The sequence below is a fragment of the Pseudomonas cannabina genome (assembly GCF_900100365.1).
In the GTDB taxonomy this organism is placed as follows: Bacteria; Pseudomonadota; Gammaproteobacteria; order Pseudomonadales; family Pseudomonadaceae; genus Aquipseudomonas; species Aquipseudomonas cannabina.
This window is the reverse complement of sequence record NZ_FNKU01000001.1, coordinates 1,563,986-1,583,276: the sequence shown is the minus strand read 5'-3', so window position 1 is coordinate 1,583,276 and position 19,291 is coordinate 1,563,986. Positions and strand designations below refer to the sequence as shown.

The following is a 19,291-nucleotide window of genomic DNA, read 5'->3' as shown; positions in this document are numbered from 1 at the left end:
TCCGACCGGTCACTGCCAGGTGGCAACTGTAAATGCCCGGCCGATACGGCCCATTGTCGAACACCCCAGTAGGGTTCGAGCGGGAGCGCCCCGCCGCCCAGGAAGCCAGAACATGAATTCGTCCGTTGCCGTAAAACCGTCCGACCTGTCCAGCCAGACCGTCTCTTTGCTGGACGCCCGCCCCGTCGCAAAACGTTTGCCGAGCCCGCTCGAGCTGAAAAACCGCCTGCCGCTGAATGCGGCTTTGAGCCAACAGGTCAGCGCCCATCGTCGTGCGATAAGTGCCATTCTCGAGGGTGAAGACTCCCGACTGTTGATCATCGTCGGCCCCTGCTCGATCCATGACCCACGAGCGGCGCTCGAATACGCAGAGCGCCTCGCCGCCCTGGCCGCTGAAGTCAGCGACCAGATGTTGCTGGTCATGCGCGCCTACGTTGAAAAACCCCGCACCACGGTCGGTTGGAAAGGTCTTGCCTACGATCCGCATCTTGACGGCAGTGACGACATGGCCGCCGGGCTGGCGCTGTCGCGACAGCTCATGCTGCACATGCTGAAGCTGGGCTTGCCGATCGCCACCGAGATTCTGCAACCGATGGCCGCCGGCTATTTCGACGACCTGCTGAGCTGGGTTGCCATCGGCGCACGCACCACCGAGTCGCAGATCCATCGCGAAATGGCCAGCGGCCTGCCGATGGCGGTCGGCTTCAAGAACGGCACCGATGGTGGCGTCGCAGTGGCCTGTGATGCCATGCGCTCGGCTGCTCATCCGCATCGCCACTTCGGTATGGACCGCGATGGCCATCCGGCGATCATCGAAACCCAAGGCAACCCGGGCACCCATATTGTTCTGCGCGGTGGCCATGGCGGCCCCAACTACGACCAGCAGCATGTTGCCCAGGTGCAGGCAAGCCTGACCAGAAACCGGATTGCCTCACGAATCATGGTCGATTGCAGCCACGCCAACAGTGGCAAGGACCCGCTGCGCCAGCCGCAGGTGTTCAATGATGTGCTGGAGCAGCGGCTGCGGGGCAATGCTGCGTTGATCGGCATGATGATCGAGAGCCATTTGTTCGACGGCTGCCAGGCGCTAGGGGAAACGCTGACGTACGGCGTTTCGGTCACTGACGGTTGCCTGGGCTGGGCAGGCACGGAACAGCTGTTGCGCGGAGCGGTAGACCGGCTGCGCTACCGATAACGTTGATGATGGAACTTTGTCGGGAAATGCCGCACTGAATCCGGTAGGCTGATTCTTTTTTTAACAGGAGATTGTTTCCCATGGCTAAAGCCACTGCCCGCCACATCCTCGTTTCGAGCGAAGACAAGTGCAACGAACTGAAAACGCAGATTGAAGGCGGCGCTGATTTCGCGGAAATCGCCAAGGCCAATTCCAGCTGCCCGTCCAGCCGTCAGGGTGGCGATCTGGGTTCGTTCGGTCCAGGCCAGATGGTCAAGGAATTCGACACGGTCGTATTCAGCGCGCCAGTGAATGTTGTTCAGGGTCCGGTAAAGACTCAGTTCGGCTATCACCTGCTGGAAGTGACCAGCCGCCAGGACTGATCCTGTCCCGCGGATGAACAGACGGCCTATCTTCGGATGGGCCGTCTTCGTTTGTAGTGCAGTTCAAGGCAATCACCGGCAGCGGCTTGGCGAAGCCCTGTTTTGCCTGTAGAAGATAGCGCTATGAAGCAGTTGGTTGCCCTTGACCCTGGCATCAGCTCGCGAATGTCAGTCAGGATTCGAGTCATGCGTGTTGCCTGTTTATCGTTGATCGCTTTAACGCTGACGTTCGTCGGTGCCTTTCAGGATGTTTCCGCACAGCCACAGCACGCCCTGACCGTCTATGGAGAAGCGCCGCGCTACCCGGCCGATTTCAGGCACTTCGATTACGTGAACCCCGACGCCCCCAAAGGCGGCAGCATGCGCCGCTCGGCCATCGAGATCGGGCAATTCGATCACCTGATGCCGTTTACCGACAAAGGCATGGGCGTGTCACAGATCAATGGCATGCTTTATTCGCCGCTGGCAGCACGTTCCCTGGATGAGCCCTACACGGTGTACGGGCTGGTCGCTGAAAAAATGGAACGGGGCGCGGACGGGTTGTCTCTGCGCTTCTACCTGAACCCGAAAGCACGCTTCGCTGATGGCACACCGATCACGGCCGACGACGTCAAATACACTTACGATCTGCTGATGACCCAAGGCAGCATGCAATACCGGACCCAGTTCGAAGCCGTCGCCGGCGTGCACGTCGAATCGGCAACGCAGATCCGCTTTGACTTCAAGAACAACGACAGCCGCACGCTGCCCCTTGATCTCGCTTCATTGCCGGTGTTTCCAGAACATTGGTGGAAAACCCGTGATTTTGCCAGCGGTGCCGGTTTCGAGGTGCCACCGGGCAGCGGTCCTTACCGCATCGGCCATGTCGACCCGGGCCGCAGCATCACCTTCGAGCGCGATCCTGACTGGTGGGGCAAGGATCTGCCGGTCAATAAAGGCGTGTACAACTTCGATAAATTCATCGTCGAGTATTTCGGCGATATCGACGTGGCGCGCACGGTCCTCAAAGGTGGTGCCTACGACTACAACCGCGAGTTCTCCGCGACCGGTTATTCCATCCGCTATGAAGGCCCGTCGCTGAATGACGGGCGACTGCAAAAAGGCCAACTGGCCAAGGGCGCGGTACAAAGCTCGCAAGGTTTCGTTTTCAATCTGAGCAAGCCCATGTTTCAGGACCGCCGCGTGCGCAAGGCATTGGCCATGCTCTGGGACTTCGAATGGACCAACCGGCAGATGATGCGCAACATGTACATCCGCCAGAGCAGCTACTTTTCCAATTCGGCGCTGGCCGCCACTCAATTGCCCACGGCTGCCGAGCTGAAAATCCTCGAGCCTCTGCGTGGCACGGTGCCCGACGAGGTATTCGACAGCGTTTTCAAGGCTCCGCAAACAGATGGCACAGGTTTCATTCGTGACAAGCAACTACAAGCCCTGGCGCTGATGAAAGAAGCAGGCTGGACCCCGAAAGGCGATGATCTGGTCAACGCACAAGGGGAACCGTTCAGCTTTACCTTCCTCAACAGCCAGGTCGGTTTCGAACGCATGCTATTGCCCTATAAACGCACCCTGGCGCAGATCGGTATCCATTTCGATATTCGCCGGATCGATGCCGCGCAGTATTTGAACCGGGTCATGGCGCGTGACTACGACATGATCGTCACCGGCTACGCCGTCTCCACTTCGCCGGGGGCCGAGCTGTACAATAACTTCGGTTCGAAAGTGGCTATGGACCCTGGTTCAAGCAACTACATGGCCCTCCAGGACCCGGCAGTGGATACCCTGATTGCCGGTCTGCTCAAAGCCGACAGCAAACAGACGATGACAGACTACGCACGCTGTCTGGACCGGGTGCTGCAATGGAATGACTACTGGATACCCAACTATTACCCGCCGGGCTCTTCCACCGTGTGGTGGAACCGTTTCGGTATTCCGAAGATCCAGGCCAGCAACAATGAAGCCATCGAAACCTGGTGGGAGATCAGCCCGACGCCGCTGACCAACGAGCAATTCGCCGAGAAGCGCGGTGCGTCAGCCCTTCCTGCGGAGATCAACTGAATGCTCGGTTACATCCTGCGGCGCCTGCTGCTGATCATCCCTACCCTGCTGTGCATCCTGCTGGTCAATTTCTTCATCGTACAAGCCGCGCCAGGCGGGCCGGTCGAACAGGCCATTGCCCGCCTGCAAGGTATCGGCGGCGTGACGGCGGGTGCCGTTGCCAGCGAATCGGCCGGTGCCGGGCATTCCCGCGCCTCACGCGGCCTGGACCCCAAACTGATCAAGGACATCGAACGACAGTACGGTTTCGACAAGCCGTTGCACGAACGTATGTGGCTGATGCTGAAGAATTATGCCCGGCTGGACTTCGGCAACAGCTTCTTTCGCGGCGCCAGCGTAACGGACCTGATCCTGCAAAAGATGCCGGTGTCGATCTCGCTGGGACTGTGGGCGACATTACTGACGTACCTGGTGTCCATCCCGCTGGGGATTCGCAAGGCGGTCAAGCATGGCAGTCAATTCGATATCTGGAGCAGCACCGCGATCATCATCGGCTACGCAATGCCGGCTTTTCTGTTCGCCATGCTGCTGGTGGTGGTGTTCTGCGGCGGCACCTCGCTCGACTGGTTTCCGGTACGCGGGCTGGTGTCGGACAACTTCAATGAGTTATCGACCGTTGGCAAAATCGCCGACTACTTCTGGCATCTGGTGTTGCCTGTTTCGGCATTGGTGATTGGCGGCTTTGCCACGCTGACGCTGCTCACCAAACATTCCTTTCTCAATGAAATCACCCGCCAATACGTGACCACCGCGCGTGCCAAAGGCATGAGCGAGCGGCGGGTGCTGTACGGGCATGTGTTTCGTAACGCGATGCTGCTGGTGGTGTGTGGCATTCCTCAGGCATTCATCAGCGTATTCTTTGCCGGCTCGCTGCTGATCGAGGTGATTTTCTCGCTGGATGGTCTGGGTCGCATGAGCTATGAAGCGGCGGTTTCGCGGGACTATCCCGTGGTGTTCGGCTCGCTGTTCATTTTCACGGTCTTCGGTCTGCTGATCAAACTGGTCGGTGACATCTGTTACATGCTGGTCGACCCCAGAATCGACTTCAGCGCGAGGAGTGCCTGATGCGCAGCCTTTCACCGCTGGCGCGTCGCCGCCTGGAGCGTTTTCGCAGCAACCGTCGCGGCTGGTGGTCGCTGTGGCTGTTCTGCGGCCTGTTTGCCCTGACCCTGGGCGGCGAACTGATCGCCAACGACAAGCCATTGGTGGTCAGTTACCAGCACTCGCTGTATTTTCCGGTCTTCAAGCGCTACACGGAGCAGGTGTTCGGCGGCGAACTGCCGTTCCAGCCCGATTACCGCAGCGATTACGTGCGCAAGCTGGTTGCCAAGGGCGACGGCTGGATGATGTTTCCGCCGATTGCGTTCAGCGCTGACACACCCAATTACGACCTGACCATTCCAGCCCCCAGCCCGCCCTCATCCACAAACTGGCTGGGGACGGATGATCAGGCGCGGGACGTACTGGCACGGGTCATTTTCGGCGCCCGGGTCTCGATTCTGTTCGCTTTGGCGTTGACCTTCATCAGCGCCTTGATCGGCATCACGGCCGGAGCGCTGCAAGGATATTACGGTGGCTGGGTGGACCTGCTCGGTCAGCGTCTGCTCGAAGTCTGGTCGGGCTTGCCGGTGCTTTATCTGCTGATCATTCTGTCTGGCTTTGTCGAACCTGATTTCTGGTGGCTGTTGGGCATCATGGCGCTGTTTTCCTGGCTCACGCTGGTTGACGTGGTACGTGCCGAGTTTTTGCGTGGCCGCAACCTCGAATACGTCAAGGCAGCACGCGCGCTGGGCCTCGGGGATCGCAAAGTGATCATGCGCCACATTCTGCCCAACGCCATGACGGCGACCTTGAGCTACCTGCCGTTCATCCTGACAGGAGCCATTTCGACCCTGACCGCATTGGATTTTCTCGGCTTCGGCATGCCCGCAGGCAGCGCTTCGCTGGGTGAGCTTATCGCTCAGGGCAAACAGAATCTGCAAGCGCCCTGGCTGGGCCTGACCGCGTTTTTTGCTCTTGCTCTGATTCTTACGCTGCTGGTGTTAATTGGCGAGGCGCTACGCGATGCCTTCGACCCGAGGTCCTGACATGTCGGAAAATCTGATCGAAATTCGCCAGTTGAGCGTCGCCTTCAACGGCCAGAAGGTGGTCAGCGACCTGAGCCTGGATGTCCGGCGCGGAGAGTGCCTGGCACTGGTCGGCGAATCCGGGTCGGGTAAATCGGTCACCGCGCATTCGATTTTGCAACTGTTGCCTCGCAGCGGCACGCAGACCACTGGCAGCATCACCTACCGCGGGCAAGAACTTGTGGGCGCCGACGACCGCACCCTGCGCGAGCTGCGGGGCAACCGGATTGCGATGATCTTCCAGGAGCCGATGACCTCGCTGAACCCGCTGCACAGCGTGGCCCGGCAAATCGGCGAAACCCTGTTGCTGCATCGCGGCATGAGCGGTCGTGAAGCGCACAAGCGTATTATCGAGCTGTTGGAACTGGTCGGCATTCAACAGCCTGAAAAGCGCCTCAAAGCCTACCCGCATCAGCTGTCTGGCGGCCAGCGTCAGCGGGTGATGATCGCCATGGCGCTGGCGTGCGAGCCCGAGCTGCTGATTGCCGACGAGCCGACCACGGCGCTGGACGTGACTGTGCAACGCAAGATTCTGCTGCAGCTCAAAGAGCTGCAGCAGCGCCTGAACATGTCACTGCTGCTGATCAGCCATGATTTGAACCTGGTGCACAGCGTGGCGCAGCGGGTGTGCGTGATGCGCGCTGGCGAGATTGTCGAGCAGGCCGACTGCAAGTCGCTGTTCAAAGCGCCGCATCACCCTTACAGCCGCCTGCTGCTGGATGCCGAGCCAGCGGGAGAACCGCTGCCTCGCGACAGCCGGGAAACCGTGCTGCAGGTCGATAACCTGAAAGTCTGGTTCTCGCTGACCGGCGGCCTGTTGCGACGACATCAGGAATACCTGAAAGCAGTGGACGACATCAGCCTGAGCATCGAGCGCGGCAAGACGCTGGGCATCGTCGGCGAGTCGGGCTCCGGCAAATCGACACTCGGCCAGGCGATCCTGCGCCTCGTGGAATCGCAGGGCAGCATCCGCTTTCGCGGGCAGGCGCTGGACAGCTTGAGCCAGAAACAGATGCGCCCGTGGCGCAAAGAGATGCAAGTGGTCTTTCAGGACCCTTACGGCAGCCTCAGCCCACGCATGTCCGTGGCGCAGATCATCAGCGAAGGGCTGGAGGTGCACAGCCCGCTCTCGCTCGAGCAACGCGACGCCGAGGTGATTCGGGCGTTGCAGGAGGTGGGTATCGATCCGCAAAGTCGCCATCGTTACCCGCATGAGTTTTCCGGTGGCCAACGTCAGCGTATCGCCATTGCCCGTGCACTGGTGCTGAAACCGGCCTTGATCCTGCTCGACGAGCCGACCTCTGCACTGGACCGCACCGTGCAGAAACAGGTCGTCGCCCTGCTCCGTGATCTCCAGCAAAAACATGGCCTGACCTACCTGTTCATCAGCCACGATCTGGCCGTGGTCAAAGCTCTGGCCCATGACGTGATCGTGGTCAAGGACGGCAAAGTGGTCGAACGCGGTGCCAGCCACGAGGTATTCGATGCACCGCAGCATCCGTATACGCAGGAATTGCTGGCGGCGGCGCATCCTGAGTGATCTGCCCCATCACGGAGCTTCTACTCGGAGCGCGTGGGCGAGCGACACGTTATCCGACTTACGCCTGCGGCCCAGGCTCGTCATCGTCGACCAAACCCCACTCAGCGGTGCTGGCTGTGCGGCTGCCGGTGGGTGCCGGGGGCGGTGTGGACAGGGTGATGGCCCCGCCTTCACTGTGCAGCTTGAGACGCAGCCGCACGTTGTTCTGCGAGTCGGCATTCTTCAGCGCTTCTTCTTCGCTGATCGCCCCCTCTACGGCCAGATTGAACAACGCGCTGTCAAACGTCTGCATGCCAAGGCTGCCGGACTTCTCCATGATGTCTTTGAGTTCGGTCAGTTCGTTACGCTGGATCAGATCGCGAATGGTCGGCGTGCCCATCATCACTTCCACCGCTGCCCGGCGCTTGCCATCAGGGGTCTTGACCAGCCGCTGGGAGACGAACGCCTTGAGGTTGTTACCCAGGTCATGCAGTAACTGTGCACGCCGCTCTTCCGGGAAAAAGTTGATGATACGGTCCAGCGCCTGATTGGCGTTGTTGGCGTGCAGGGTCGAGATCACCAGGTGCCCGGTGTCAGCAAACGCCAGCGCGTGTTCCATGGTTTCGCGATCACGGATTTCGCCGATCAGAATCACGTCCGGCGCCTGACGCAGGGTGTTCTTCAACGCCGCGCGAAAGCTGCGGGTATCGACGCCGACTTCGCGCTGATTGACGATCGATTTCTTGTGCCGATGGATAAACTCCACCGGGTCTTCAATCGTGATGATGTGCCCGCTGGCATTGCGGTTGCGATAATCGATCAGCGCTGCCAGCGAGGTCGATTTACCCGACCCGGTGGCACCGACGAACAGCACCAGGCCATGCTTTTCCATCACCACGTCGAGCAGCACCGGCGGCAGGAACAGGTCTTCGAAGCGTGGTATATCCAGTTTGATGTTACGGGCGACAATGGACACTTCGTTGCGCTGCATGAAGATATTGATCCGGAAACGACCAATACCTGCCAGCGACACCGCCAGGTTCATTTCCAGTTCGCGCAGGAACTCGAGTTTCTGCTCTTCATCCATCAGCCCCTGGGCAATCGACGCCACTTCGCCGGGCTTGAAGGTCTCGCTGCCCAGCGGTTTGAGCACCCCGTTGAACTTGGCGCACGGCGGTGCGCCGGTGGAAAGATAAAGGTCCGATCCGTCCTGATTGGCCAGAATCTTCAACAGCGCCGGAAAATCCATAATCAATACCGTACAAGATGAATGAGCAAACGATGAGCCGTCGTGGCGGCATGCGCGACAGGCGGCAGCACGTCACAAGGCAGGCAAGCGCTGATAAGGACAGGCATAATGGCAGCCTTTTGCGACAGGTGATATTGCGACATGAAAGCCCAGGCCCGCCATATTCTGGTGAAAACCGCCGAAGAAGCCGAGCAGCTCAAGCAGCGCATCGCCAAGGGCGAGGCGTTTGATGTGCTGGCCAAAAAACATTCTAGCTGTCCGTCCGGCAAACGTGGCGGCGATCTCGGCGAAGTCAGGCCTGGGCAGATGGTGGGCGCCATCGACCAGATAATCTTCAAGAAGCCATTGCGCATTGTGCACGGCCCGGTCAAAAGCAAATTCGGCTATCACCTGGTTCAGGTTTTTTATCGCGACTGACCGTCACGCCTTGAAGCAAAAAACCCCGGGCCGTTTTGCGACCCGAGGTTTCAGAATGCATCAGCAAGAGCATGCCCGCGCGAACACAGGCATGCCGTTGCTCGTCTTACCTGGGCGAAATGGCCCCATCGACCAGCACTTGGGCTTCTGCCACCAGACGTTTGAGGTGGTCTTCGCTGACAAAACTCTCGGCGTAGATCTTGTAAATATCCTCGGTGCCTGACGGACGCGCTGCAAACCAGCCGTTCTCGGTCATGACTTTCACGCCGCCAAACGCCTGATCGTTACCTGGCGCATGGCTGAGAACCTTCTGAATAGGCTCGCCAGCCAGTTCAGTGGACGTCACCTGCTCTGGCGACAACTTGCTCAGCAACGCTTTCTGCTGCGGGTTGGCCTTGGCATCGACGCGGGTCGAAAACGGCTCGCCCAGTTCATCGGTCATGGTCTTGTAGATTTCGCTCGGGTCACGACCGACACGCGCTGTCATTTCCGCCGCTAGCAACGCCGGGATCAGGCCGTCTTTGTCGGTGGTCCAGACCGTACCGTCACGCCGCAGGAACGAAGCCCCGGCACTTTCTTCGCCACCAAAGCCCAACGAGCCCTCGAACAGCCCTTGCGCGAAGTACTTGAAGCCGACCGGCACTTCATACAAGCGACGGCCGAGACGAGCGGCCACCCGATCGATCATGCCGCTGCTGACCACGGTCTTGCCGACCGCTGCATCGGCGCGCCAGTCCGGACGGTTCTGGAACAGGTAGTCGATGGACACTGCCAGGTAGCTGTTGGGCGTCATCAGTCCGCCCGTCGGGGTCACGATGCCGTGCCGATCGTGATCCGGGTCGCAGGCGAAAGCGACCTGATAGCGGTCTTTGAGGCCGATCAGGCTTTGCATGGCGTGGCTGGATGACGGGTCCATACGAATCTGGCCGTCCCAGTCCACCGTCATGAAACGGAACGTGGAATCGACAAACGTGTTCACGACGTCCAGATTAAGGCCGTAATGCTCGCCAATCGCCGACCAGTAATTCACTCCGGCGCCGCCCAGCGGGTCGACGCCCAGACGCAGCCCTGAATTGCGGATCGCGTCCAGATCGATGACGCTTTTCAGATCAGCCACGTAGGTATTGAGGTAGTCATGGCGGTGCGTGGTGTCGGCGCGCAGGGCTTTTTCATGGCTGATACGCGAAACACCGACGATTTTCTCGGCCAGCAGCTCGTTGGCCTTGTTCTCGATCCACTTGGTGACGTCACTGTCAGCTGGCCCGCCATTGGGCGGGTTGTACTTGAAGCCACCGCTTTGCGGCGGATTGTGCGATGGCGTGATAACGATGCCGTCAGCCAGACCCGACGTGCGCCCACGGTTGTAGCAAATGATTGCGTGGGAAACCGCTGGCGTTGGCGTGTATTCGTCGCCTTCGGAAATCATGACCTGCACACCATTGGCTGCCAGCACTTCAAGTGCAGAGGCCGCAGCAGGCGTGGACAACGCATGAGTATCAGCCCCCAGGAACAGCGGGCCGTCAATACCATTGGCCTTGCGATACAGGCAGATCGCCTGGCTGATAGCCAGCACATGCCATTCATTGAAACCCAGTTCGAATGAAGTGCCGCGATGCCCGGACGTGCCGAACGCTACGCGTTGGGTGGGCACCGATGCATCAGGCTGGCCGGTGTAATAAGCCGTGACCAGTCTCGGGATATCAACCAGTAACTGCGCAGGTGCCAGCTTGCCGGCGAAAGGACTGAGACTCATACAACCTCCATGAACAGCGAATACTAAAAAGACTGCCACGTGAAAAAACACGATCAGTGCGGCAGTTTACTGGCAGTCCGACAGCGATGCTCGGGTATCGATCCCTAACCGGAGGTTTCAGGTCGCCACCATGCCGGAAACAGCTGAGTCACCTTGGGCTCGGCAAAGCGATCGTCGATCAACATCACCACACCCTTGTCATTCTGACTGCGGATCACCCTGCCCGCTGCCTGCACAACCTTCTGCATGCCGGGGTACAGATAGGTGTAATCGTAGCCAGCGCCGAACAGTGCGGCCATGCGTTGCTTGAACTGTTCGTTGACGGGGTTGAGTTGCGGCAGGCCCAGCGTCGCGATGAACGCGCCGATCAAGCGTGCACCCGGCAAATCGATCCCCTCCCCGAACGCGCCGCCCAGCACCGCAAAGCCGATGCCCTGACTGCTCAGGGTAAAACGATCAAGAAACGCCTGGCGTTCAGCTTCGCCCATGCCTCGCGCCTGCTGCCACGAGGTAATGTGCGGATACGTGCGCGCCATCAGCCCGGCCACCTGTTGCAAGTAATCGAAGCTGCTGAAAAACGCCAAATAATTACCCGGCCTGGCGTCGAACTGCTCAGCCATCAGCTCGACAATCGGCGCCAGTGACGCCTGCCGATGAGTGAAGCGGGTTGAAATACGGCTGATAATCCGCACGTCAAGTTGCTTGTGATTGAACGGCGATTCAACGTCGATCCAGGCGGTATTGGCCGGCAACCCGAGCAGGTCGGCGTAGTAATGCCGGGGGTTGAGCGTCGCGGAAAACAGCACGCTGCTGCGTGCGGCGCTCAGGCGTGGGCGAACGAAGCGCGCGGGCACCACATTGCGCAGGCTCAGCCGTGACAACACACGCTTGCCGCCCGCCTCGCGCCGGCTGATATCAAAAATGAAGTGCTCGTCGAACAGTTCGGCAATGCGTGCAAAACCGATGGCCTCCAGATAGAAGCCCTGCAACGTGCCGTCCACTGCCTGCGGGTGTTCGTTGAAATGATCACCGATCGTCGAAATACACAGGTTCAGGCTGTTGAGAAATTTGTCCGGAGCCGCTGAATAGGCCTGGTATTCGGCGAGTTGCGCCTTGTGCAGCGCATTCCATTGCCGGTCGACACGCTGCAGCGCTTTCTTCACGGGTTCGGGAGCGGTCTGGATCAGCGCTTTCAGCTGGCTTTGGTCGAGGCTGGCGCTGTACATCTGGCGCGCCCGCTCGACCATGTTGTGCGCTTCATCGACCAACACCGCCACCCGCCACTGATTGAGCTGGCCGAGGCCGAACAACAGCGCGCTGAAGTCGAAGTAATAGTTGTAGTCGGCAATCACCACGTCGGCCCAGCGCGCCAGCTCCTGGCTCAGGTAATACGGACAGACCTGATGCAACAACGCCGCGTCGCGCACGCTGACCTGATCCAGCCAGGGCGATTGCAGCGCAGCCAGGCGCGCCGCGGGCAGGCGATCGTAAAAACCTTTGGCCAGCGGGCAGGAATCACCGTTGCAGGCCTTGCCCGGGTACTCGCAGGTCTTGTCCCGCGCCACCAGTTCCAGCACCCGCAGCCTCAGTTCGGGCGCACTGCGATTGATCACCTGCAACGCATCCAGCGCCAGACGGCGTCCCGGCGTCTTGGCCGTGAGAAAGAAAATCTTGTCCAGTCGTTGACCGGGCGCGGCTTTGAGCAACGGAAACAACGTGCCCACAGTCTTACCGATACCGGTTGGCGCCTGAGCCATCAGGCAACAGCCCGTGCTGGCCGCCTTGTAAACCGATTCCGCCAGTGCGCGTTGCCCGGTGCGGAATGCAGGATGGGGAAATTTCAGCGTGCTCAGGGTCGCGTGCAACGCCTGAGTGTGCGCCAGTTCCTGCTGCGCCCAGCCGAGAAAGATCGCGCATTGCTGCTCGAAGAATTGTTGCAGCGCAACGGCGCTGAAAGGCTCGCAAATCAGGGTTTCCTGCTCGCTGACAATATTGAAATACACCAGCGCCAGCGTGACGTCCTCCAGTTGCAGGCGCTGGCAGAGCAGCCAGCCGTAGACCTTCACCTGTGCCCAGTGCAACTGCCGGTGGTTGGCGGGCATGGCCTCCAGCTCGCCGCGATAGGTCTTCACTTCTTCCAGCTGATTGCGAGCCGCGTCATAGCCATCCGCTCTGCCGCGCACGGTCAGTTCGCGATAGTCGCCCGTCAAGGACAATTCGGCCTGATAATCGGCACCGCGCCGCGCCGCGACAGTCCGATGCCCGGCAATCCCTTCCTGAGCGGTCGGTGATGGCGTGAAGCGCAGGTCGAGATCGCCCACTTTGGCCGTGAACTCGCACAAGGCGCGTACTGCCACCACATAACGTTCGGGCGAATCGCTGGCGGGGGCTGGCGTCGTATCGGGATTGACGGAAGTCTGGGAAGTCACTGCGCGGGAGAGCCGTTGTTTGCAAATACTGGACAAGCGTCCAGTTAACAGCCTTGAAACACGTCTGGCAAATACAAATGGATCGACGGCTGTCCCGTCAGCGGACTAAGACAGCCGCGCTCTGTTTACGGCCTCTCCAAGCTTAGTCAGCAATCCAGCCACATCGCGGCTCCAGTCAATGGCACAACTGATGCGCAAACACTGCGCATACCGACCTTGCAGGCTGAACAGTTCGCCGGGGGCAATGACGATGTGCTCGTCGAGCATCCAGTCAAAGACCTGGCGCATGTTCACCGGGTATCGGCTTTCGGCCCACACACCGCAGCCCCCTGCCGGGACTGCATAGCGCAGCGCATCACCCGCATGCTCATTGAGTTGCTGCGTCATCGCTGACGTGCGTTGCGCCAGCACGTCGCGCAGCCCGCCCAGTCGGGTATCCAGCCGTGCGCTGCTGTACAGCCTGGCAATTGCCCTCTGGCGGAGGCGCGGCAACTCGAACGCGCGGAGCAGAAAACCGGCGTGCCAGCGGTCTTCGAGCGGGTTGCACAATAGATAGCCGTAAGGCGCTTCCGGGCCGAGGGTCTTGTCTAAAGCCCCCATGATCACCAGGCGTTGCGGATCGATCAGGTGACGCAAGTGACAGGCCTCGCCAGCGAAACTCAAGGCGCTGTGGCTGTCATTTTCCAGCACCCAGACCTTATGACGATTGATCACGTCAGCCAGCGCCTGACTATTGCTTGACGGGCGCGCACTGCCGCGCAGCGGATTGAGAAACGAGGACAACACCACCAGGCCAAGGGTGTTTTCCAGTAATAGACGCTCCAGTTGCTCAGGATCGAGGCTGCCGGTTTCATCCAGCGGCAACTCGTGGACCTGGATATCAAGCGACTGCAACACCCGCAGCATGGACCAGGCACAGGGCGACTCCACCAGAACCGCCCCACCGCGCAGTTGCAGCGTATCGATCACCATCATGAACGCCGCGAGCAAATCGGGCGTGATGTAAACATTGTCTGCGTGCCAGCAATGCGCTGCATCATGGGTATAACGCGCCGCCAGCGCGGTGCGCAATTCCGGCTCGCCGAATGGCTGAAAATCAGCCTCGCGCGAACGTGGATAATGACGTGCCAGTCCACACTCGATGGCCAGTAACGGGCTTTCCGGCCAGTGCAGCAGCGTTGGCTCGTCACTGTTCAGCAGCAGCATGCCGGGACGCCTCGCGTTGTATAGCAGTGCGTGCAAAAGGTCATCGTTCCGGTTGTGTTGCGGATCTGATGCGCCGCTACGCGGCATCGCGTAATAACCCGATTTGGCAACCGAATAGACGCGTCCCTCTTCCTCCAGCAGCAAGTAAGCACTTTGCACCGTGGAGATCGATACGCGCAGGCGGCGCGCAAGCTGGCGCAGCGACGGCATCTTCAGCACCAACTCGCCTTGCTCCTGATTGGCCAGACGGACGAGGTAGCGATAAACCGCCTGGTAGGCGAAGTCGGTGTGGTCTTTCATGCAAGTCATCCAGCGCTCAGTCGCCAATAAGTCCGGGCGATCACCACAGGGCTGCTGCCAGGCGACCGGCCACAGCCCTGATCCGCCCCCCGGTTCAGCGCCCGGAGAGCACCTCTGCCAGCGCCTCGCCGGTGGCCGGATCTAGGCTCATGACCCGCCCCTTGTCAGGGTCGGCGGCACGTATTCTGGCGATGAGCGAATCCGGATCAGCAAAGTCCACGCGCTGCTTGTCATAGAGGTTCTGCAGCCCTTTGAGACTCAAACCGCTGATGTCCACCAGCCATTGCATGACCTGATCCGGGGCAGTTGAGCCTGACAGCGCCTTGTGCAGGTCTGGCAGCGCGACCAGCATGCCGGGATGGCAACTGCGCAAAAACGCTTCCAGACCACGGCCCTGATCGACGAAGGGCGAGAACAACATACAGACCAGTTGGGTTTCGCTCAGGCCAAAACCTTCCTGAGCAAAGTTTGAAGCGAGCTCGCGGCGCATGTCGATACGCGCCTGCCCGGCATAAGCACTCAACGCTTTATCAATCAACCGAGGCGGCATCTGCTTTCGGCGCATAAGCGAAGCCGCCAGCTCCAGGTACTCGGCAATCCCGTCGGCGTAGCTGCGCTCGTGCAAATATTGCGCGCTGAGGCCACGCATGTGTGCCATCAGCAACGGATTGGCGCAGTCCGATTCACTGAAGCTGAACGCCAGATCGTCGAAACGGAAATCCAGAAACTCGGTGAGCAGACTCCAGTGCTCATCAGCCTTGCAGCTGACCAGATCGGCGATGGTGATGAACGCTGGCGCGCTGGCTTTGCCGGCCACGGCGGCAGCCCGACTGGCGCGCAGACCTTGCGGATCGTCCCCGTAAAGCTCGTGATAATAGGCCTGACCGATGGCGTCGATCATCTTCAGAACGCCGCTCAGCGTCTGGTTGCCCCAATGGCCGGGGTGTTGGCCAGTGCGCTGCGCCAGGCGCATGAGCCAGGTGATGTACTGCTTTTGCTCCCGGCGCGAATCACCGCTCAGCACCGCATCGACACCGCTGCCCCAGCTCAGCGCGCGCCCCAGAAACTCTGCCAGGCCCAGGTAACAGGTATTGCAGAACGTGGTGCGCGCGTCTCCGGCGGAAAGATGGCCACCGAGCAGCACGTCCATGCGGTTCTGCTCGCGACCGGCGCTGGAAAAAGGCAGGTCCGGCTCAAAGGCTTGCGTGTACTGGTTGTCGATCACCAGCATCTCGACCCGCGGATCGTCGTACAGAAACAATGCCGAATAGGTGCGGTTGATATTGCCCATCACCGCCGGGGTCATGCCCGCATGACGGCGAGTGGCGACGCGCAGATTGAAAGTGCCGGGCGAGCGACAGGCAATACTCAATTGAGCGGCGCGCAAAAAAGCCAGCGTGTAGGCGCTGTCCTTGCCGCCTCCGAAGGCCACCAGCACTTTGAAGCCGGATATTCGCTCGATCCCGCCAGCGGCGACAATCAACCGCTGAATCAGCAACTGCAATGCCGTACGCTCAGCACGACTGAAATACCCCAACAAACGCTGCAGCACTTGTTGGTAGACGTAATTCATTGCCTGTTCGTGGATAGAACTCATTGTAGGTCACCTGCCCGTCGAACAAGACACGGCAACGGGCGGGCACAGCATTGAACATCAGCCTGACAATCAAATGTGTAGTCGAGCATGACTCATTCCCTGAGTAATAATTACCCAAGTATTATCAGCCCCTCCAAAATAATTACAATATACACTTTGCCTTACACAACGGGCCGCAGCCGAGGGGGATCATCGCCATGACTTTAAACTTTTTGTTTAATGCTCAAGCGAAATTATGAATCAAAGCGTCAGTGAATGCCTGGCTGACAGCTGCTGCCTGAGCCACGCAATCAGGTCTTCCTGCGTGCCACACTTTTTATGTGCGTCGCACTTACAGCCTCGCTCGTAGGAAACTTCAACTGCATACACTCGCCACAGAGGAACGTTATAAACATCTATAAACCGCTAATGACACGCCGACCACTTACCCGCCAGTCACACTTCTAGGGAGACGCTGATTTATTCTAAAACCCAGCTGTTGCCCCCAGATAAATCAAGGCCTCCAGAGCGTTGCAGGGACGAAAAATCGAATAAATCAGCGCCTCCCTAGGTTTGAATACTTACTTCATTCGCGCAACAGATCGGCAGACAATTAATCAATCGTCTGCCTCCCCCGACTTTATGCAAAAAAGCCTTTCGGGTGGAAGGCTTTCTGGATAAAAGACATCAGCTTTAAAAACGTGCTGAATCAGACAGACTCGACTTCCAGTACCGCACGCCCGCCAATCGGGCAGACATCCATGTAACGGTGCGCCTGCACCACGTGCTCGAACGGGAAGCTGCGCGTCTGCAACGGTTTCAATACCTTGTCGGCCGTCATCTGGTTGATGTCCTGCAAGGCACGCTGCAAGGCCTGCTGATCCTGAGTGATGCCCAATTCCGGTTTGCCGGTGAAATTACCCAGGCAGTGCACGTAAAACTGGATGTTCTTCTGGAAGGCTGCGCAGGCCGGGAACGGAGTCTGATTGCCGCCTTGCAGGCCATACAGCACCAGACTGCCGCGTGGCGCCAGCACGTCACCCATGATCGACATCTGCGGGCCGCCCAGACCATCGAAAACCGCATCGACGCCGCGGTTGTCGGTGTATTTGTTGATCGCCATCAACAGGTCCTGCTCTTCGGTGACGACCACCTTGTCGGCGCCCAGCGACAACAGATACTCACGCGCATCCTCAGTCTTGGTCGCGGCGATGACACGTACGTCCAGCGCCTTGCCCAACTGTACGAACGCAGGCCCGGAACAATGACTGGCATCGGTGACCAGCACGGTTTGCCCAGCCTTGATACGCGCCAGATCGACGTAGGCAAAATAGGCCACCAGATACGGCGTGTAATGCACGCTGGCTTCGACAGGCGTCAGCACATCCGGGTAGCGGGTCAGCGCCAGACGCGGCATCACGATGGACTCGCCATAGACCGGATGCTGGTTGGCGTCGGCGGCAGGAAAACTGGCCACTTTGTCGCCTACGTGCAGGTCATCGACCCCTTCGCCGAGCGCAGTGACCACACCCGCCATTTCGTAACCCAGACCGGCAGGCAGCCGCGCCTGGGTCGAAGCGAGATTTTGCCGCCAGAGAACGTCATACCAGCTGACACCAATGGCCTGCACGCGCACTTGCACCTCGCCGGGTGCAGGCGACGCGACGGGTTGCTCTTCAACCTTGAGCACCTCGGCCGGGCCGAACTGGTGAAAACGGATCGTGCGGGACATTTAGAACCTCGCCTAGTAAACCTTGATGCCACAAACTTTATCCGGGCATTGCCGGTAACACCATCGGTGGCTATTAATAGTCGACATGCCTGTCATCGATTGTGTCCTGTGCGCTACAGGTCACAGCCAGACAGCGTCTGGCAGCCGACAGGCAGAACGGCCGCCATTGTTCGCATGTCGACGAAACATTGCAAGCCATGTGGACATTCGACGGCGCGGTGATTAATTTTCGCTGCGCCTGATCAGCGTTTGCTCGTACTATCGCACCCTGCTCACGTCCTCAACCGACCAATGGCCCGAGATATTCTGTATGAACCGTAACGACCTGCGTCGTGTCGACCTCAATCTGCTCATCGTTTTCGAAACCCTGATGCATGAAAAAAGCGTGACACGCGCGGCGGAAAAACTGTTCCTCGGCCAACCGGCAATCAGCGCCGCGCTTTCGCGCCTGCGCAGTCTTTTCGATGACCCCCTGTTCGTGCGCACCGGACGCAGCATGGAGCCAACTGCCCGCGCGACGGAAATCTTCGGTCTGCTCTCCCCGGCACTGGACTCCATCTCGACCGCCGTCAGCCGTGCTTCGGAGTTTGACCCGGCCACCAGCACCTCGGTATTCCGCATCGGCCTGTCCGACGATGTCGAATTCGCGCTGCTGCCCACCCTGCTCAAGCGCCTGCGTTCCGAAGCACCGGGAATTGTACTGGTGGTCAGGCGGGTCAACTACATCCTGATGCCGCCGCTGCTGGCCTCGGGCGAAATTTCGGTCGGCGTCAGCTACACCCAAGACCTGCCCGCCAACGCCAAACGCAAGGTCTTGCGCCGCAGCAAGCCTCAACTCCTGCGCGCTGACTCGATTCCCGGCCCCTTGAGCCTCGACGACTTCTGCGCCCGCCCCCATGCCCTGGTGTCATTCGCCGGCGACCTGAGCGGTTTTATCGACGAACACCTGGAAAAACTGGAACGCAAACGCCACGTCGTCCTCGCCGTCCCGCAGTTCAACGGCCTGGCAACGCTGCTGACCGGCACCGACATCATCGCCACCGTGCCGGATTACGCTGCGCAGGTGCTGACGGCGGCGGGAGGTGTTCGAGCTGAAGACCTGCCGATTGAGACGCGTACGTTTGAACTGCACATGGCCTGGAGGGGCGCGCAGGATAATGATCCGGGGGAGCGGTGGTTGAGGTCGCGGATTCAGATGTTTTTTGGGGATCCGGACAGTTTGTAGGTTTCGCACGATCAACAGGCGACCGGTCAGGCCGGGATTGGAGACCAGCGTGGCCCAATGGCATCGTTCAAGCTGCTTAATTCCCATATTTTGTGTCTTACTGCGCTTTTGCTCGTTTAGCCACAATTTACTGGATTTAGCGAACAT

The 19,291-nt window shown here is 59.5% G+C and carries 14 protein-coding genes; 8 read left to right on the top strand and 6 right to left on the bottom strand.

Annotated features, from left to right (window positions below):
* The first annotated feature begins 112 nt into the window (after positions 1–112).
* The 6 genes from BLT55_RS07460 to BLT55_RS07435 all read left to right on the top strand — a co-directional run bounded on the left by BLT55_RS07460 (position 113) and on the right by BLT55_RS07435 (position 7,278).
* A complete protein-coding gene (locus tag BLT55_RS07460) occupies positions 113–1,195 on the top strand; it encodes a 3-deoxy-7-phosphoheptulonate synthase (RefSeq protein ID WP_054999441.1) in 1,083 nt (360 codons plus the stop codon).
* Between the two features lie 80 nt (positions 1,196–1,275).
* The gene (locus BLT55_RS07455) at positions 1,276–1,557 is read left to right on the top strand and encodes a peptidylprolyl isomerase (protein ID WP_007249421.1); all 282 of its coding nucleotides are present in this window, start codon (positions 1,276–1,278) and stop codon (positions 1,555–1,557) included.
* A gap of 186 nt (positions 1,558–1,743) precedes the next feature.
* Complete coding sequence (locus tag BLT55_RS07450; protein WP_054999442.1) at positions 1,744–3,612, top strand: extracellular solute-binding protein; 1,869 nt, start codon at positions 1,744–1,746, stop codon at positions 3,610–3,612.
* On the top strand, positions 3,613–4,677 hold the full coding sequence (locus tag BLT55_RS07445; RefSeq protein ID WP_007249419.1) for a microcin C ABC transporter permease YejB: 1,065 nt from the start codon (positions 3,613–3,615) through the stop codon (positions 4,675–4,677).
* A complete protein-coding gene (locus BLT55_RS07440; protein ID WP_054999443.1) occupies positions 4,677–5,699 on the top strand; it encodes an ABC transporter permease in 1,023 nt (340 codons plus the stop codon). Before BLT55_RS07445 ends, BLT55_RS07440 begins: the two co-directional genes overlap by 1 nt.
* Before the next feature lies 1 nt (position 5,700).
* A complete protein-coding gene (locus BLT55_RS07435) occupies positions 5,701–7,278 on the top strand; it encodes an ABC transporter ATP-binding protein (RefSeq protein WP_054999444.1) in 1,578 nt (525 codons plus the stop codon).
* Positions 7,279–7,336: 58 nt separating this feature from the next.
* Here the strand turns inward: BLT55_RS07435 and BLT55_RS07430 are convergent, their stop codons facing one another.
* Positions 7,337–8,506, bottom strand: coding sequence for a PilT/PilU family type 4a pilus ATPase (locus tag BLT55_RS07430; protein WP_054999445.1), 1,170 nt, complete (start codon positions 8,504–8,506; stop codon positions 7,337–7,339).
* Between the two features lie 141 nt (positions 8,507–8,647).
* Between BLT55_RS07430 and BLT55_RS07425 the strand changes: the two genes are divergently transcribed.
* Positions 8,648–8,923, top strand: coding sequence for a peptidylprolyl isomerase (locus tag BLT55_RS07425; RefSeq protein ID WP_054999446.1), 276 nt, complete (start codon positions 8,648–8,650; stop codon positions 8,921–8,923).
* Positions 8,924–9,029: 106 nt separating this feature from the next.
* On the opposite strand, the gene pgm is transcribed toward BLT55_RS07425, so the two are convergent.
* The 5 genes from pgm to BLT55_RS07400 all read right to left on the bottom strand — a co-directional run bounded on the left by pgm (position 9,030) and on the right by BLT55_RS07400 (position 17,919).
* Positions 9,030–10,676, bottom strand: a complete 1,647-nt coding sequence (pgm, locus tag BLT55_RS07420) for a phosphoglucomutase (alpha-D-glucose-1,6-bisphosphate-dependent) (protein WP_054999447.1) — start codon at positions 10,674–10,676, stop codon at positions 9,030–9,032.
* A gap of 104 nt (positions 10,677–10,780) precedes the next feature.
* On the bottom strand, positions 10,781–13,033 hold the full coding sequence (locus BLT55_RS07415) for an ATP-dependent DNA helicase (RefSeq protein WP_054999469.1): 2,253 nt from the start codon (positions 13,031–13,033) through the stop codon (positions 10,781–10,783).
* Between the two features lie 177 nt (positions 13,034–13,210).
* Entirely contained in the window at positions 13,211–14,611 is a 1,401-nt protein-coding gene (locus BLT55_RS07410) for an aminotransferase-like domain-containing protein (protein ID WP_054999448.1), read from the bottom strand.
* A gap of 94 nt (positions 14,612–14,705) precedes the next feature.
* On the bottom strand, positions 14,706–16,208 hold the full coding sequence (locus tag BLT55_RS07405) for a hypothetical protein (RefSeq protein ID WP_054999449.1): 1,503 nt from the start codon (positions 16,206–16,208) through the stop codon (positions 14,706–14,708).
* A gap of 688 nt (positions 16,209–16,896) precedes the next feature.
* The gene (locus tag BLT55_RS07400; protein ID WP_054999450.1) at positions 16,897–17,919 is read right to left on the bottom strand and encodes a zinc-dependent alcohol dehydrogenase family protein; all 1,023 of its coding nucleotides are present in this window, start codon (positions 17,917–17,919) and stop codon (positions 16,897–16,899) included.
* A 310-nt stretch (positions 17,920–18,229) separates the two neighbouring features.
* Here BLT55_RS07400 and BLT55_RS07395 point away from each other — a divergent pair, with 310 nt between their 5' ends.
* Complete coding sequence (locus BLT55_RS07395) at positions 18,230–19,144, top strand: LysR family transcriptional regulator (protein WP_054999451.1); 915 nt, start codon at positions 18,230–18,232, stop codon at positions 19,142–19,144.
* Positions 19,145–19,291: the final 147 nt, after the last annotated feature.

Bases quoted from the DNA above. Each gene is read 5' to 3' on its own strand.
- BLT55_RS07435 (WP_054999444.1), top strand. From the start codon at position 5,701: ATGTCGGAAAATCTGATCGAAATTCGCCAGTTGAGCGTCGCCTTCAAC.
- BLT55_RS07440 (WP_054999443.1), top strand. From the start codon at position 4,677: ATGCGCAGCCTTTCACCGCTGGCGCGTCGCCGCCTGGAGCGTTTTCGC.
- BLT55_RS07410 (WP_054999448.1), bottom strand. From the start codon at position 14,611: ATGAAAGACCACACCGACTTCGCCTACCAGGCGGTTTATCGCTACCTC.
- BLT55_RS07425 (WP_054999446.1), top strand. From the start codon at position 8,648: ATGAAAGCCCAGGCCCGCCATATTCTGGTGAAAACCGCCGAAGAAGCC.
- BLT55_RS07445 (WP_007249419.1), top strand. From the start codon at position 3,613: ATGCTCGGTTACATCCTGCGGCGCCTGCTGCTGATCATCCCTACCCTG.
- BLT55_RS07400 (WP_054999450.1), bottom strand. From the start codon at position 17,919: ATGTCCCGCACGATCCGTTTTCACCAGTTCGGCCCGGCCGAGGTGCTC.
- pgm (WP_054999447.1), bottom strand. From the start codon at position 10,676: ATGAGTCTCAGTCCTTTCGCCGGCAAGCTGGCACCTGCGCAGTTACTG.
- BLT55_RS07450 (WP_054999442.1), top strand. From the start codon at position 1,744: ATGCGTGTTGCCTGTTTATCGTTGATCGCTTTAACGCTGACGTTCGTC.
- BLT55_RS07460 (WP_054999441.1), top strand. From the start codon at position 113: ATGAATTCGTCCGTTGCCGTAAAACCGTCCGACCTGTCCAGCCAGACC.
- BLT55_RS07455 (WP_007249421.1), top strand. From the start codon at position 1,276: ATGGCTAAAGCCACTGCCCGCCACATCCTCGTTTCGAGCGAAGACAAG.
- BLT55_RS07395 (WP_054999451.1), top strand. From the start codon at position 18,230: ATGAACCGTAACGACCTGCGTCGTGTCGACCTCAATCTGCTCATCGTT.
- BLT55_RS07430 (WP_054999445.1), bottom strand. From the start codon at position 8,506: ATGGATTTTCCGGCGCTGTTGAAGATTCTGGCCAATCAGGACGGATCG.
- BLT55_RS07405 (WP_054999449.1), bottom strand. From the start codon at position 16,208: ATGAGTTCTATCCACGAACAGGCAATGAATTACGTCTACCAACAAGTG.